The organism is Corynebacterium sp. KPL3927 (assembly GCF_040225835.1).
GTDB lineage: Bacteria > Actinomycetota > Actinomycetes > Mycobacteriales > Mycobacteriaceae > Corynebacterium.
The window spans coordinates 75,252-89,701 of the sequence record NZ_JBEHGD010000004.1 but is presented as its reverse complement, the minus strand read 5'-3'; the positions used below and the strand labels follow the sequence as shown (position 1 = coordinate 89,701).

At 64.2% G+C, this 14,450-nt stretch carries 13 protein-coding genes; 5 read left to right on the top strand and 8 right to left on the bottom strand.

What is annotated here, in order from left to right; all coding sequences use genetic code 11:
* Positions 1-24 precede the first annotated feature (24 nt).
* The 3 genes from ispF to ABRP86_RS03490 are packed head-to-tail and all read right to left on the bottom strand — an operon-like array spanning position 25 to position 1,787.
* Positions 25-513 carry a 2-C-methyl-D-erythritol 2,4-cyclodiphosphate synthase gene (gene ispF / locus ABRP86_RS03500; protein ID WP_005284757.1) on the bottom strand — a complete coding sequence of 163 codons (489 nt, stop codon included), beginning with the start codon at positions 511-513 and terminating at the stop codon, positions 25-27.
* A complete protein-coding gene (ispD, locus tag ABRP86_RS03495; RefSeq protein ID WP_349862510.1) occupies positions 506-1,231 on the bottom strand; it encodes a 2-C-methyl-D-erythritol 4-phosphate cytidylyltransferase in 726 nt (241 codons plus the stop codon). Before ispD ends, ispF begins: the two co-directional genes overlap by 8 nt.
* Entirely contained in the window at positions 1,203-1,787 is a 585-nt protein-coding gene (locus ABRP86_RS03490) for a CarD family transcriptional regulator (protein WP_005279544.1), read from the bottom strand. Before ABRP86_RS03490 ends, ispD begins: the two co-directional genes overlap by 29 nt.
* Positions 1,788-1,979: 192 nt before the next feature.
* Here ABRP86_RS03490 and ABRP86_RS03485 point away from each other — a divergent pair, with 192 nt between their 5' ends.
* Together ABRP86_RS03485 and radA are read left to right on the top strand one after the other, a co-directional pair.
* Positions 1,980-2,579, top strand: coding sequence for a hypothetical protein (locus ABRP86_RS03485; RefSeq protein WP_349862508.1), 600 nt, complete (start codon positions 1,980-1,982; stop codon positions 2,577-2,579).
* Positions 2,580-2,659: 80 nt separating this feature from the next.
* Entirely contained in the window at positions 2,660-4,024 is a 1,365-nt protein-coding gene (radA, locus tag ABRP86_RS03480) for a DNA repair protein RadA (protein WP_349862506.1), read from the top strand.
* Between the two features lie 249 nt (positions 4,025-4,273).
* Here radA and ABRP86_RS03475 read toward each other — a convergent pair whose 3' ends face one another.
* Both ABRP86_RS03475 and ABRP86_RS03470 read right to left on the bottom strand, forming a co-directional pair.
* The gene (locus ABRP86_RS03475) at positions 4,274-4,984 is read right to left on the bottom strand and encodes a hypothetical protein (RefSeq protein ID WP_349862504.1); all 711 of its coding nucleotides are present in this window, start codon (positions 4,982-4,984) and stop codon (positions 4,274-4,276) included.
* Between the two features lie 10 nt (positions 4,985-4,994).
* On the bottom strand, positions 4,995-5,654 hold the full coding sequence (locus ABRP86_RS03470) for a carbonic anhydrase (RefSeq protein WP_349862502.1): 660 nt from the start codon (positions 5,652-5,654) through the stop codon (positions 4,995-4,997).
* 35 nt (positions 5,655-5,689) lie between these two features.
* On the opposite strand from ABRP86_RS03470, the gene ABRP86_RS03465 reads away from it, so the two are divergent.
* The gene (locus tag ABRP86_RS03465; RefSeq protein WP_349862501.1) at positions 5,690-6,544 is read left to right on the top strand and encodes an HhH-GPD family protein; all 855 of its coding nucleotides are present in this window, start codon (positions 5,690-5,692) and stop codon (positions 6,542-6,544) included.
* A 40-nt stretch (positions 6,545-6,584) separates the two neighbouring features.
* Here ABRP86_RS03465 and ABRP86_RS03460 read toward each other — a convergent pair whose 3' ends face one another.
* Both ABRP86_RS03460 and ABRP86_RS03455 read right to left on the bottom strand, forming a co-directional pair.
* A complete protein-coding gene (locus ABRP86_RS03460) occupies positions 6,585-6,755 on the bottom strand; it encodes a DUF4236 domain-containing protein (protein ID WP_081443674.1) in 171 nt (56 codons plus the stop codon).
* A 213-nt stretch (positions 6,756-6,968) separates the two neighbouring features.
* Positions 6,969-9,848: an ATP-dependent Clp protease ATP-binding subunit gene (locus tag ABRP86_RS03455; RefSeq protein WP_239268416.1), complete on the bottom strand. Its 2,880-nt coding sequence runs from the start codon at positions 9,846-9,848 to the stop codon at positions 6,969-6,971.
* 216 nt (positions 9,849-10,064) lie between these two features.
* Between ABRP86_RS03455 and ABRP86_RS03450 the strand changes: the two genes are divergently transcribed.
* On the top strand, positions 10,065-11,390 hold the full coding sequence (locus tag ABRP86_RS03450) for a serine/threonine protein kinase (protein WP_349862499.1): 1,326 nt from the start codon (positions 10,065-10,067) through the stop codon (positions 11,388-11,390).
* 82 nt (positions 11,391-11,472) lie between these two features.
* Here ABRP86_RS03450 and ABRP86_RS03445 read toward each other — a convergent pair whose 3' ends face one another.
* The gene (locus ABRP86_RS03445) at positions 11,473-12,894 is read right to left on the bottom strand and encodes an MDR family MFS transporter (protein ID WP_349862497.1); all 1,422 of its coding nucleotides are present in this window, start codon (positions 12,892-12,894) and stop codon (positions 11,473-11,475) included.
* A gap of 97 nt (positions 12,895-12,991) precedes the next feature.
* Here ABRP86_RS03445 and ABRP86_RS03440 point away from each other — a divergent pair, with 97 nt between their 5' ends.
* Positions 12,992-14,428, top strand: coding sequence for a GuaB1 family IMP dehydrogenase-related protein (locus ABRP86_RS03440; protein ID WP_284631597.1), 1,437 nt, complete (start codon positions 12,992-12,994; stop codon positions 14,426-14,428).
* Positions 14,429-14,450: the final 22 nt, after the last annotated feature.

Here is a 14,450-nt window from a genome sequence, read left to right as displayed (position 1 = left end):
AGTCTAAATCACCCGTGCGCGGGGTTAGTGTTGGCGCCGCCAGACAACGGCCGTTGCCACCGCCGCGCGGCCCTCTTTGCGGCCGGTAAAGCCCAAATGGTCGGTCGTGGTGGCAGAAATAGAAACATCCGCGCCGAGGATTTCCGAAAGCACGGCCTCGGCCTCCTCGCGGCGCGGACCCATCTTCGGCGTCTGGCCAATGAGCTGGGCGGCGGCATTGCCGATGATAAAACCTTCCGCTTCCAGCAGCTCGCGGCACTCGCGCAGGAGCTGGGCGCCGGAGACCCCATCGTATTCGGGTCGGCCCACCCCCACGAAGGAGCCGAGATCGCCGAGGTGGGAGGCGGAGAGGAGGGCATCGACAAGCGCGTGGGCTACGACGTCGCCGTCGGAGTGGCCTTCGCAGCCGGGGGCGTCATCGAAAAGCAGCCCGGCAACCCAGCAGGGCTTGCCGGCTTCAATCTGGTGGGCGTCGGTCGCGATGCCGACGCGGGGGATGATGGGCTCAGTCATGCTGCTCCTCTGCAAGGGCGTGGGCCAGGGTCAGGTCCGTGGGGGTGGTGATTTTGAAGGCGAGGATATCGCCCGGCACGGTCTCCACGCGCTGGCCGTGCCATTCCATGAGGCTGGCATCGTCCGTGGCGGTGAAATCCGGCTGGTCACGCCAATAATCCAGGTTGGCCTGGCGCAGCGCGGCGAGGCGGAAACCCTGCGGGGTCTGCACGGCGCGCAGGCGGGCGCGATCGGGGGTGCCAACCACGGCGTTACCGGTAACTTCCTTGATGGTATCGGTCACGGGAAGCACCGGAATGACGGCGGGCGCACCGGCAAGAACGCGCCGCGCCACGCGCTCGACCATCGCGGTGGGCGTAAGCGCACGGGCGGCATCGTGGATGAGCACCACGGCATCCTCGTCCGGAATGGCCTGCAGCCCGGCCCAAATGGAATCGGCGCGCTCGCCACGGCCATGCACGAGGCGCACCGGGATATCTGCGCCCACGCGCTTGACGATGCCCCCAGCTTCCCCCTCCATAGCCGGGCTCACCACCGCAATGACCTCGTCCACGAGTTCGGAATTGGCCATGGTGCGCACGGATCGCTCCAGGAGGGTGCGGCCGCGAAGTTCGACGTAGGCCTTGGGCACCTCCGCGCCGAGGCGGGTGCCTTGCCCGGCCGCGGCGATTAAGGCGATAACGCGGGGTTTAGTCTTCGTCGTCGAAGGAGAGGTCATCGAGATCGATGTCGTTGTCGATATCGGTGGTAATGGACTGGTCATCGACTAGACCTGCGGCGCGGTGGCGCTCGATGGTGGCGTCGATTTCTTCCATCATGGTATCGGCCTTTTTATCATCGACCGGCTGCGCCAGCGCCAGCTCACCCACCAGGATGGTACGGGCCTTGCCCAGCATGCGCTTCTCGCCGGCGGACAGGCCGCGGTCCTGATCGCGGCGCCACAGATCGCGCACTACTTCTGCGACCTTGTTGATATCGCCGGAGGCTAGGCGCTCCTGGTTGGCCTTGTAGCGGCGGGACCAGTTGCCGGCTTCTTCCACGTCCTCATCGCGCAGCACGGAGAAGACCTTTTCCAGGCCCTCCTTGCCCACAACATCGCGCACGCCGACGTTATCCGCATTCTTCTTGGGCACGCGGACGACGAGATCGGATTGGTTAATGTGCAGCACGAGGTATTCCAGCTCTTCGCCGCCCATTTCGCGGGTTTCGATATCCTCGATGACCGCCGCGCCGTGGTGCGGGTAGACGACGACCTCGCCGACCTTATATTCCATTGCCACTCCTTATAATCCCGTGAATATGCCGATAACTAAGGCCGCCATTTTATCACGCGCGGCATGCCTACCACCGGATGCCCCCGATTACCCCCACGGACTACCCGCTAGCTTAGCGAGAAACTGTGTACTTTATATCGAAAGGGACTAGGCTAAAGATTTGATAAGCCCTGAGATCGCAATTGATGGAGGATGCTCAACGTGCAGTCCCTGAAGTCCGCCGCCCGCCGCGGTGCCATTATTTCCGTTACCGCCGTCTCCGCTTTGGCGCTGGCTTCGTGCTCGGCAGGCCACGTCGCCCAGACGGCAGAGAAGGTAGCTGCGGTTGATGGCGCTTCTGCCAGCACCGATGACGATAAGATTGCCGTCCGCGATGTCACCATCCTGGCCGAGCCAGACGGTGGCGCCGCTTTGAAGTTCAACGCCGTCAACCAGGGCTATGAAACCGATGTCATCACCTTGAAGTCCGTGAAGGTGGACGGCCAGACCGTCGAGATGAAGCAGACCCAGCCGCTCAAGCGCGATCACTCCATCGTGGCGGACTCCCAGGAGAACCTGGACGCAACCCCGGATCACGATTCCGAGACCGTACAGTACGTGGCCACCCACCTGGATAACGATGACTTTGGCTACGCCGGCCACCGCCCGGTGACCTTCGAGTTCTCCAACGGCACCATCGAGATCGACGCCACCGTCGCCGCCTCCCAGATGGAGTCCGGTAAGTACGACCGCGACGTGGAATCCCCAGAGGGCTACACCACCGACGCGAACACCGGTCACTCGCACCACTAATAGCTCACCGCACGCGCGCCCTACTCTGCGGAGTACGGGCGCGTTCGTCGTTTTTGCCGCCACGTTCTAGGCTCTACACTATGGCCAAAAAATCTCGCCCCATCCACACCTGCTCCGAATGCGGATATGTCTCCCCCAAGTGGCTCGGGCGCTGCCCGGATTGCGGTTCGTGGGGGACGATGGAGGAAAAGGCGCCGGTGGTGGCGGGGGCATCGGCAAGCGGGGGGCATGCGAGCGTGGCGCCTGCGAGCCCGGTGCAGCCCATCACGCAGGTGGGCGCGCAGGCGACGAAGACGGTGCGCACGGGCATCGGCGAGCTCGACCGCGTGCTGGGCTCCGGCATCGTGCCGGGCTCGGTGGTGCTCATGGCCGGCGAGCCCGGCGTGGGCAAATCCACGCTGCTTCTCGAGGTCGCCTCCCGCTGGGCTCAGCTCGGCCGTACCGTCCTCTACGCCACCGCCGAGGAATCCGCCGGCCAGGTCCGCGCCCGCGCTGAGCGCACCGGGGCGCTGCAAGAATCGCTGTACCTCGCGGCGGAGTCCAACCTGGATGCCGTCTTTGGGCACGTCGATGCCATCAAGCCCGGGCTCATCATCGTGGACTCCGTGCAGACCATGCACGCAGTGGGGGTAGAAGGCGTGCCCGGCGGCGTCGCGCAATCGCGCGCCGTGACCGCGGCGCTGACGTCGCTGGCGAAATCCACCGGCATCCCCGTGCTGCTGGTGGGGCACGTGACCAAGGACGGAAACGTGGCGGGACCGCGGGTTTTGGAGCATCTTGTCGATGTCGTCTTAAACTTCGAGGGTGACCGCCAGTCCAGCCTGCGCATGCTGCGCGGGATGAAAAATCGCTTCGGCGCGACCGATGAGGTGGGCTGTTTCGAGCAAACCGCCGGGGGTATTCGGGAGGTCGCGGACCCGTCGGGGCTCTTCCTTTCGCACCGCGGCACGACGCCGGATGGCTCCGCGGTGACCGTCGCCATGGACGGCGTGCGGCCCATCCTTGCCGAGGTCCAAGCGCTGACCGTCGACCCCGTGGCGAAGAACCCGCGGCGCGTGGTCACGGGGCTCGATGCCAACCGCGTGCCCATGGTGCTGGCCGTATTGCAGGCGCGCGCCGGTCAGCGCACGAACGACAAGGATGCGTATGTGGCCACGGTGGGCGGGATGCGGATTACCGAAACCGCCACCGACCTCGCGGTGGCGCTGGCCACGTGGTCCTCGCTGCACGAGCAGCCGCTGCCGGCGAAGACCGTGGTCATCGGCGAGGTGGGCCTAGCCGGCGAGCTGCGGCCCGTGCCCAATATAGAGCGGCGCCTGCAGGAGGCGGCGCGGCTGGGCTATAAGCGGGCGATTATTCCGCGCGGGGAAATCAACCCCGTGGACGGGATGCAGGTGCGCCAAGTCGCGACGCTCGGCGAGGCCCTCGCCGCGGTTCAGCCGTAGCCCAACCGCAGTCCAACTGTAACCGGTGGCCGTTTCTAGCCCGGCTGGTGACGAGGAGCCGGGTGCTCCAGCGGCGCGAACTTCCGTGCGGTCTGCTCCCGCGCGACCTGCTTCCGCCCGGGCTGGCTCTGCGCGGACTGCTTCCACGCGACCTGCTCCCGCACGGGCTATTTCCGCCCGAGCTGGTTCTGCCCGAGCTGGTTCTGCCCGAGCTGCTTCCGCGCGGCCGACTGTAAGGAGGCCGCGCGCTTAGCGGAGGGTGAAGTCCTGCGGCGGGGAGGAATTATCGCCGATGACCGTGTGGGCGAAGTAGGCGCCTGGCTCGGCGGCCGGACGGTCGGTGCACTTGCCCGGCTCGGACGCCTGGCGGGACCATTCGGCCTCGAATTTCAGGTCCTTGCCCGCGGGGAAGGTCTGCTCGCCGGTCTGCACGGAGGCGTAGCAATCGGTATCGGACCACACGCGCTGGTTATCGGCCATCTTGTAGACCTCGAAGCGCAGCGAGTTCTCGTCCAAGTCGATCTTGCAATCCGCGGCGGTGGGGTTGGTGACGGTCATGAAGAACTTCGGCAGTTCGCCGTCCGGCACGGAGTAGTTGAGCATGGAGGTGCGCACCTCCAAGTCCTCAAGCGAGCAGGTATCCTTCGCGGCGTGCACGGATTCCTCGGGCTCCTTGCTTTCCGATGCCCCATCCTTGGCTTCCGACTCCGAGGCAGGTTCGGATTCGGACTCGGATTCGCTCGTCGAGTCCGCGGACGTGGCGGAGGATTCGCTGGTGATTTCTGCGGACGTGGTTGCCGCCGAAGACTCTGAGGACGCGGCAACGGAATCGTCGCTTTCGCCGCCGAAGGCGGCCACCGCCGCCCAGATCAGCACCACGGCCAGGACGATCACGATGATAAGCGCGGCGACCCGGCGGCGCTTATAGATCTCTTCTGGAAGGGGCTTATTCTGGTTCACGCACTCAATTTTAAGTGGTAGACGCCCCTGGATCCGCTAAGCCGCCTCCGCGTGTCAACTCGACGCCGTAGGAGTGCAATGGCTCCACGCGCGAGTCCTCGAGGAGGTAGCGGGCGCCGACGATGCCGAAGGAGCCATCGTCAAGCTGCTTGCGCACATTAGGGATGCTGGCTACGACCTGGGTGACGGTTTGGAGGGTGTGTTGGCGTTCGACATCGGCAAGCGTGGCGTCAGGCCCCGCAGTCCAAGCGGACGTCGCGACCTTTTCGATAATGGGCCGCTGCAGGCCGATGGGCAGCTCGCCGCCGCGGACAAAATCCACCGCGGCCGCCACCGCACCGCAGGACTGGTGGCCCAAGACCACCAACAGGTTGGGGTGCAGGTGGTCGAGCGCATAATCCAAGGAAGCCAGGACAGAGGCGTCCAGGATGTGGCCGGCGGTGCGGATGACGAAGGCATCGCCAAAGCCGATATTGAAGATGTGCTCGATGGGCGCGCGGGAATCCGAGCAAGCCAGGACCACCACGCGGGGATCCTGGCCCTTGGTGAGCCCCTCGCGCTCATAAATCTTGTTGAGATCCATGATGGTGCCGTCGATGACGCGCTGGTTTCCGGCCTGGAGGGCCTCCCAGACGGCCTGCGGCTCGTGGGCAACGTTACTTAATGGCATGAAGTATATTTTAATGCCCTAGACTGTCCTGCGAGATGGATACGCACGCACTTCTTTCCTGGTTTGACGCCAATGAACGCGATTTGCCCTGGCGACGCCCCGGCACCTCCGCCTGGGGAGTGCTGATTTCCGAGGTCATGAGCCAGCAAACCCCCGTCGCGCGCGTCGCCCCCGTATGGGAGGAGTGGATGCGGCGCTGGCCCACCCCCGCGGACTTCGCCAAAGCCTCCCGCGCCGAGGTGTTGCGCGCTTGGGGCAAGCTCGGCTACCCGCGGCGCGCGCTGCGGCTCTGGGAGTGCGCGGGGGTAATGGACGAAGTTCCGGCGGACGTAGATGAGCTGCTGGCGCTGCCTGGAATTGGCGACTACACCGCCCGCGCCGTGGCGTGCTTTCACTTTGGCCAGAATGTGCCGGTGGTCGATACCAACGTGCGCCGCGTCTATGCCCGCGCCGAGGACGGGAATTTCCTCGCCCCGCCGCCCTCCAAGCGCGAGCTCGCCGCTGTGGCCGCGCTGTTGCCCGAGCGCAATGGGCCGCGTTTTTCCGCCGCGCTCATGGAGCTCGGCGCGCTGGTGTGTACTGCGAAAAATCCCGATTGTAAGCGCTGCCCCCTGCGCGCGACCTGCGCCTGGCAGCTCGCCGGATGCCCCGAACCTTCCGCCGCGGAACAAACGCGCGCCAAAAAGCGCGTGCAGAAATTTGCCGGGACCGATAGGCAGGTGCGCGGCAAAATCCTAGACGTGCTGCGCGCCGCCGATCACCCAGTGCCGCAGTCCGCGATCGACGTAGTCTGGCCCGATGCCGCGCAGCGTTCCCGCGCGCTGGCTTCGCTGCTTGACGATGGCCTCGCCGAGCAAAACCCCGCCGGCCTCTTCCATCTGCCGGACTAACTGGCCGCCGGGCCTGCCAGCGTTTAGGCGCAGCGACTCGCTAACGCCAGCGGCCGCGGAAGTTGAGTCCGCCCGGGAGGTTGACCCACATGCCGCCGCGGGAATTAAAGGTCACCGGCCCAATCTTCGTGGACATAGAGGCACCGGATCCGGAAATGTTTATCCAGCTATTCTTGCCGGTCTTTTTGCGCGAACGATACTGAAGTCCCATAACCGGTCATTCTAGCAATACCCCCGTGCACGACGCTGCGCCACAGAACCAGCGGGCCGCTGTACCGCCATACCGCTGGACAGAGGCATTCGCCCGCCCCGGCTGGTGAGCAAGCTGACCATGGGTGGGCGCATACGAAAACCACCCAGGGTTCGCGGTGGAACCGTGGGTGGTTTATGCAGGCCCGCACGGGGGCGGGGCTTAGCCGATTAGTTACATCGGCTGGCCAGCGCCTGCCGGTGGCGGGTTCTTGCCATCGTCGTCGGAGTTGCCGAGCCCCGGCTTTTCCGAAGGCACGTCCGGGGAAATGACATCTGGCTCGCCGTTGGTGTCGATGCCATCATTGCTGGAACCGGAACCGCCGTCCTTCGGGCCACCATCCTTCGGATCGTCGCCCTCTGGGCCGCCGTTACCGTCGCCGTTGTCGCCATCGGAATCGGAGTCGGAATTATCCGAAGCGGAACCGTCGGCGGCCTCGTCGGAGGGGTTGTTGTCGCGCACGGAGGCATCGGCAAGCGAGGGCTCATCGATGTCATCCGGCAGCGGCTTCGGGCGCGGGGTGAAGGTGAAGGTAGCGCCGGAGTCGTCCTTGGACTCGCCGTCCCAGCCTTCAACGTCGACCGAGATGATCTCGCCGGCGCCAATCTCGCCGAAGAGAATCTTCTCTGAGAGCTGGTCCTCGATATCGCGCTGAATGGTGCGACGCAACGGGCGGGCACCAAGAACCGGGTCGAAGCCGCGCTGGGCCAGGAGGTTCTGGGCCTTATCGGTGAGCTCGATGCCCATATCGCGCTCTTCCAGCTGGGTACCCACGCGGTCAATGAGCAGGTTAACCATCTGCACGATCTGCTCGCGGGTGAGCTGGTGGAAGACCACGACGTCATCGATACGGTTCAGGAACTCGGGGCGGAAGTGCTTCTTCAGCTCGTCGTTAACCTTCGCCTTCATGCGCTCGTACTGGGCGTCCGAATCGTTCTCGCTAGCGCCGGTAAAGCCCAAGCCCACCGGCTTCGAGATGTCCTGGGTACCCAGGTTCGAGGTGAAGATGAGGACGGTGTTCTTGAAGTCGACGACGCGACCCTGGCCATCGGTAAGCCGGCCGTCTTCCAGCACCTGCAGCAAGGTGTTGTAGATCTCCTTGTGGGCCTTTTCGATCTCATCAAAAAGCACCACGGAGAACGGCTTGCGGCGAACCTTCTCGGTCAGCTGGCCGCCCTCTTCGTAGCCAACGTATCCCGGAGGAGCACCGAAGAGGCGGGAAGCGGTGAAGCGGTCGTGGAACTCACCCATATCGATCTGGATGAGGTCATCATCCGAACCGAAGAGGAAGTTAGCCAGCGACTTCGACAGCTCAGTCTTACCCACACCGGACGGGCCGGCGAAGATGAAGGAACCGGAAGGACGGCGTGGATCCTTCAGGCCTGCACGGGTGCGGCGGATGGCGCGGGAGACGGACTTGACCGCCTCGTCCTGGCCAATGATGCGCTTGTGCAGCTCCTCTTCCATGTTGAGCAGGCGGGAAGATTCCTTCTCCGTCAGCTTCAGCACGGGGATGCCGGTCCAGTGCGCCAGGACCTCAGCGATTTGGTCCTCGCCCACCTCGGCGATTTCCTCCAGGTCACCGGAGCGCCACTGCTTTTCCTTCTCGGAGCGCTCCTCGCCCAGCTTGCGCTCGTCATCGCGCAGGCCGGCGGCCTTTTCGAAGTCCTGGGCATCGATAGCCGCTTCCTTTTCCCGGCGAACCTCGGCAATGCGGTCATCGACCTCGCGCAGGCCCTTCGGGGCGGTCATGCGCTTAATGCGCATGCGGGCACCGGCCTCATCGAGGAGGTCGACGGCCTTGTCCGGCAAGAAGCGGTCATTGATGTAGCGGTCCGCCAGCTGCGCGGCGGCGTGCAGCGCCTCATCGGTGTAGGACACGCGGTGGTGCGCCTCGTACTTATCGCGCAGGCCCTTCAGGATGAGGAAGGTGTCATCCAGCGAAGGTTCATCGACCTGCACCGGCTGGAAACGACGCTCCAGCGCGGCATCCTTTTCGATGTGCTTGCGGTACTCATCCAGGGTGGTAGCACCGATGGTCTGCAGCTCGCCGCGGGCCAGCTTGGGTTTTAGCAGCGAAGCGGCGTCGATGGCACCTTCGGCAGCACCGGCACCGACGAGGGTGTGGATCTCATCGATGAACAAGATGATGTCGCCGCGCTGGTTAATTTCCTTAAGAACCTTCTTCAGGCGTTCCTCAAAGTCACCGCGGTAGCGGGAACCGGCAACCAAAGAACCCAGGTCAAGCGAGTACAGCTGCTTGTCCTTGAGAGTTTCTGGGACCTTGCCGTTAACAATGTCCAGCGCCAAGCCCTCAACCACTGCGGTCTTACCAACGCCAGGCTCACCGATGAGCACTGGGTTGTTCTTGGTGCGGCGCGAGAGCACCTGCATGATGCGCTCAACCTCGGACTCGCGGCCCACGACGGGGTCTAGCTTGCCGTCCTTGGCTGCCTGGGTGAGGTTGCGGCCAAACTGGTCTAGCACGAGCGAGTTGGAGCGCTCGCCCGAGCCGCCGGAACCACCGCGCCCACCGGCACCGGCACCGGGACCTGCGCCCGCGCCGATGGGGCCTGGGGCCTGGTTCGAGTCGCCGCCGCCTTCTTGCTGGCCGCCCTCGTAGCCGGACAGCAGCTGGATAACCTGCTGGCGCACGCGCGGCAGATCAGCGCCGAGCTTCGTCAGCACCTGTGCGGCAACGCCGTCGCCCTCACGGATAAGTCCGAGCAGGAGGAACTCCGTGCCGATGTACTTGTGCCCCATCTGCAGGCCCTCGCGCAAGGACAGCTCGAGGACCTTCTTAGCGCGCGGGGTAAAAGGAATGTGGCCGGTGTGCGGCTGGCTGCCCTGGCCAATGATCTCCTCTACCTCACGGCGCACGTCCTCCAAAGAAATGCCCATGGACTCTAGAGCCTTGGCAGCTACACCTTCTCCCTCGTGGATAAGGCCGAGCAGGATGTGCTCGGTTCCGATGTAGTTGTGGTTAAGCATGCGTGCTTCTTCTTGCGCCAAAACGATGACGCGACGAGCACGGTCTGTAAACCTCTCGAACATGACTCCCCTAAACTTTCGCTTCTAATGTGGTACCCACTGTAACGCCGCACGACCCAAAGGATTTCCTCTTTTTGGCCCCCATTGCCCTATAAACGCCCCAAACCGCCCATACTCGCAGCTCACATGGGTGTACGCCGGTAGCGAACAGGCTCTATTTAGCCTAGAATCTTCTACATTCTCCCTGCCGTCTCGTAGATACGAAGGAATAAAACAGCCGTGCCGCACCTTCCCGAATTCTTTGCTTCCCAGCACAACCTGCACGAAAAGGCAGTGCTGGATGAGGGGCCCAATTCCACCCTTTTTGCCGTGGAGGACGGCTCCACCCATGAGGAACTCACGGTGGAGATCTTCGCGGCGGGGGTAGAGGGCATCGTCAAGGCCTCTACCGCCCTGCACGGCCTGCACCACCCCGCGCTCGCCGCCTTGGAGGGCTCTGGCACCACCGCAGATGGCCAGGAATTCTTGGTCCGCAAGGGCTGTAAGGGCACAGCCTTGCCCGCGCTTGCTGATGCCCCCACCAAACCCCGCGCCCAAGAAATCCTCACCCCCGTGGCCGGCGCGGTGGATTTCCTGATTAGCCGCAACCACGCGGATTTCGCCGTCCATGGGCTCAAGGCTGAGCGCGTGTTCGTGGATGAGGATAAAGAGGTCGCCGTCCTCGCCGCCGCGGGTCCAGGCGGTGCAAGCTCCGCCGAGAACGATGGGGAGAAATCGTCGGAGGAAACCACCGAGAAAACTTCAGAAAAGGCCGAGAGCGCGACGGGCGTCGATGCGGTCCGCGCCTTCCAAAAACTCGTCGCCGCCACGTGCCCTTCTTTTACCCCGGACAAGGATTATTCGAGTGCCAAAGAGGTCGTGGCGGCGCTGCGCCCCGAGCGCGACCTCGATACCTCGCAATTCCCGCAGGTGCAGGCCGAAGAACCCGAGTCCCAGCCGCAGCAACACTTCCCGCCGCAACCGCAGCAGCAGTTCCCGCCGCAGAACCAGGCGGCTCCCCAGTATCAGCCGCAATATCAACAGCAATACCAACAGCAGCCGATGCCACCGATGAATGCGGCCCCGCCAAAGAAGAAGGGCAAGGGCGGGCTCATCGCGCTCATTTCCGTTCTGGCCGTCATCGCGGTGGCCGCCGCGGGCGCACTGTGGTTCTTCCTGTCCTACCCCAGCTGGGATGCCAAGGAAAAGAACCTAGCGGATGCTTATCCGAGCCTGATTGGCTCGCGCAGCGGCCAAGACGGCGCGCTCGGCGCGGAGTGTTCCTCCCGCACCCCAGAGGACGGGCAAGAAGCGAAGATCACCTGCTCGGGAGATGGTTTCAGCTACACTGCCGCCTACTACCCCAGCGTGAAAGAACGCGATGCGGTCCTCCCGGATGCCGATCCGGTAGAGCTATCTAACGATAGGTGCACCATCCAAAGCTACGAGGCCTCAAAGGATCCGATGACCTACGTCATGGCCGTGGAAGGTACCCAGTCCATCTTCATGGTGTGGGGCGACGATGCCGAATCCGCGCGGCTCAAGCTGCCGCTGTGTGCACAGTAGGCGCCGGAGGAGAGCTGGTGAGGCTGACCGGTCCGCGCTCTCCCGGCAGGGGTTACTCCGCGCGGCGCTAGTCCGCGCGGCGCTATTCCGCGGCGGGCACGCGCTTGAGCAGCGGCGCTAGCACGAGCACGAAAAGCGAGAGCACGCCGGCGAAAAGGAAGGCCCAGTGAGCGCCTTGGGCGGTCGCGGCGGCCTCGCTCATGCCCTCGGCCTGGCCGGACTTGGTGCCGCTGGTCAAAAAGGCCACGAGGAAGGCGGTACCGGCCGCGCCGGCCAGCTGCTGCAGCGTATTTAGAATGGCGGAGCCGTGGGAGTAGAGGTCATCGGGAAGCGAGGACAGCGAGACCGTCATCAGCGGGGTCATCATGAGCGCGATGCCCACGGCAAACAGGATATGCATGCCGATGACCATCCATACCTCGCTGTTTTCTGTCAGCAGGGTCATCAGCCAAATGCCGGTAGAAAACATGATCGCGCCGGGAATCAACAGGGGCCGGGGTCCAAGGGCGTCATAAATCCGCCCCACAATCGGGGAAATCCCGCCCTGCAGGAGGCCGCCGGGCATCACCACGAGGCCGGTGACCAGCGAGGATACCGCCAGCGAGGTCTGCAGATAAATGGGCAAGATATTCACCGTACCCAGCAGCAGGGCGAACATGAGCAGCATGGCGATGACCGCGAGGGTGAAATTACGGACCTTAAACGGGCGTAGGTCCAAAAGCGCGCGGTTTACCTTAGCCAGCCGGAGTTGGCGCACGGTAAAGGTAATGAGGGTGAGGACGCCGAGGAGGAGCAGGAGGGCATCGGCAAGCGAGCCGCCCTCCACCATCTTTTCGATGGACGATAGGCCATAAATGAGCCCGCCGAAGGCCAGGGCGGATAAGAATACCGATGGGATATCGAGCGGGGTATCCCTGCGCTCGCCCACGTTGACCAGGCGGAAGAAACCGGCGATGCTGATGGCGGCGATGAGCGGGACCATGGTCCAGAAGATGACGTGCCAGGTCGCCATGCTCAAAATGAACCCGCCGACGGTGGGGCCCAGGGCCGGCGCCACGGAGATGACCACGGTGATAATGCCCATGACGGTGCCGCGGCGCTGCGGTGGAACGAGCGTCATGGCCACGGTCATAAGCGTAGGAATCATCAGCGCGGTACCGGCGGCCTGCAGCACGCGGCCGGCCAGCAGCAGCCCGAAGGCCGGGGCGAGGGCCGCCAGCACCGTACCCGTGAGGAAGACGCCGGTGGAGGCGCCAAAAATCTGCCGGGTGGTGAATTTATCCATCAGGAACCCGGTGGTGGGGATGACCACGCCCATGGTGAGCAAGAAGCCGGTCAGCAGCCACTGCGCGGAGGTCGCCGGGATGGAGAAATCCGCCATGATGGTGGGCAGCGCCACCGAAAGCGCGGTTTCGTTCAAAATCATCACCATCGCGGAGAGCACCAAGATGGTGAGGTTGACTATGACCTCTGCGGAGATTTTCGGAGCGGGATTCTGAGACACCAAATCAGGATACTGACTTGGCTAAACCTGCAAAACTTGGGGCGTATGATTTAGATGTCTTTTCCTGCACCCTCGATTCACGTTAGGCAATCCCACAGTGCATTTCCTCAATGATTCCCGCCCACCCTACGAGCTGACCTACTCGGATGTATTTATGGTGCCGAATCACTCGGATGTTGGCTCGCGGCAGGCGGTCGACCTCACCGCAGCCGATGGCACGGGCAATACCATCCCGCTCATCGTGGCGAATATGACCGCGGTGGCTGGCCGCCGCATGGCAGAGACCATCGCCCGGCGCGGCGGCATGGCCATCCTGCCCCAAGACCTCAGCCTGGAGGCCGCGGCGGAAACGATCGCCTCGGTGAAGGCCGCCGACCTGGTCTATGACACCCCTATCACCATCAAGCCGCACCACACGGTGGGCTATGCCAGCAACCTTTTGCACAAGCGCGCCCACGGCGCGGCCATCGTGGTCGACGGTGCGCTGCCCGTGGGCATCATTACGCCAAAGGATCTGCGCGGGCAGGATAATTTCACCGCCGTGGGCGAGCTCATGACCACGGATTTGGTGACCCTGCCGGTAGGCATCGACCCACAGGAGGCCTTTACCCGCCTGCGCACAACCTCGCGCAAGCTCGCCCCAGTGGTCAATCCGGATGGCACGCTGGCGGGCATTTTGACGCGCAAGGGTGCGCTGCGGGCGACGATGTATAAGCCGGGCATCGACAAGCAGGGGCGCCTGCACATCGGTGCCGCGGTGGGCATTAATGGCGACGTTGAGGGCAGGGCGCGGGCGCTTGCCGATGCCGGCGCTGACGTCCTCGTCATCGATACCGCCCACGGCCATCAAGACAGCATGCTGGAGGCGCTGCGCAAGGTTAAGGCCCTGGATTTGGGCCTGCCGATTGCCGCTGGCAATGTGGTCACGGCCGCCGGCGTGCGCGAGCTGGCCGCGGCGGGCGCGGATATTATTAAGGTCGGAGTGGGCCCCGGCGCGATGTGCACCACCCGCATGCAAACCGGCGTGGGACGGCCGCAATTTTCCGCCGTGCTGGAGTGCGCCGCCGCGGCCCGCGAAGTCGGCGCGCACGTGTGGGCCGATGGCGGCGTGCGCGATCCCCGGGACGTGGCCCTGGCGCTGGCTGCGGGCGCGTCCAATGTGATGATTGGCTCCTGGTTCGCCGGCACCTTTGAATCACCCGGTGACCTGCACAAAGACGCCGATGGCTCGTTCTACAAGGAATCGTTCGGCATGGCCTCGCGCCGGGCTGTGCGCGGCCGCAATTCCGCCACCGAGGCCTTCGAGCGCGCCCGCCGGGAAATGTTCGAGGAAGGCATTTCCACCTCCCGCATCTACCTCGATCCTGAGCACGGCGGCGTGGAGTACTTGGTAGACCGCATTATCTCCGGCGTGCGCTCATCCTGCACCTACGCCGGGGCCGATTCGCTGGCTAGCTTCCACGAGCGCGCCACCGTGGGCGTGCAATCAGCCGCCGGCTTTGCCGAGGGCCAGCCGCGGGCCACCAACCGCTAGGGTGATTCAGGCGCGTGCTACT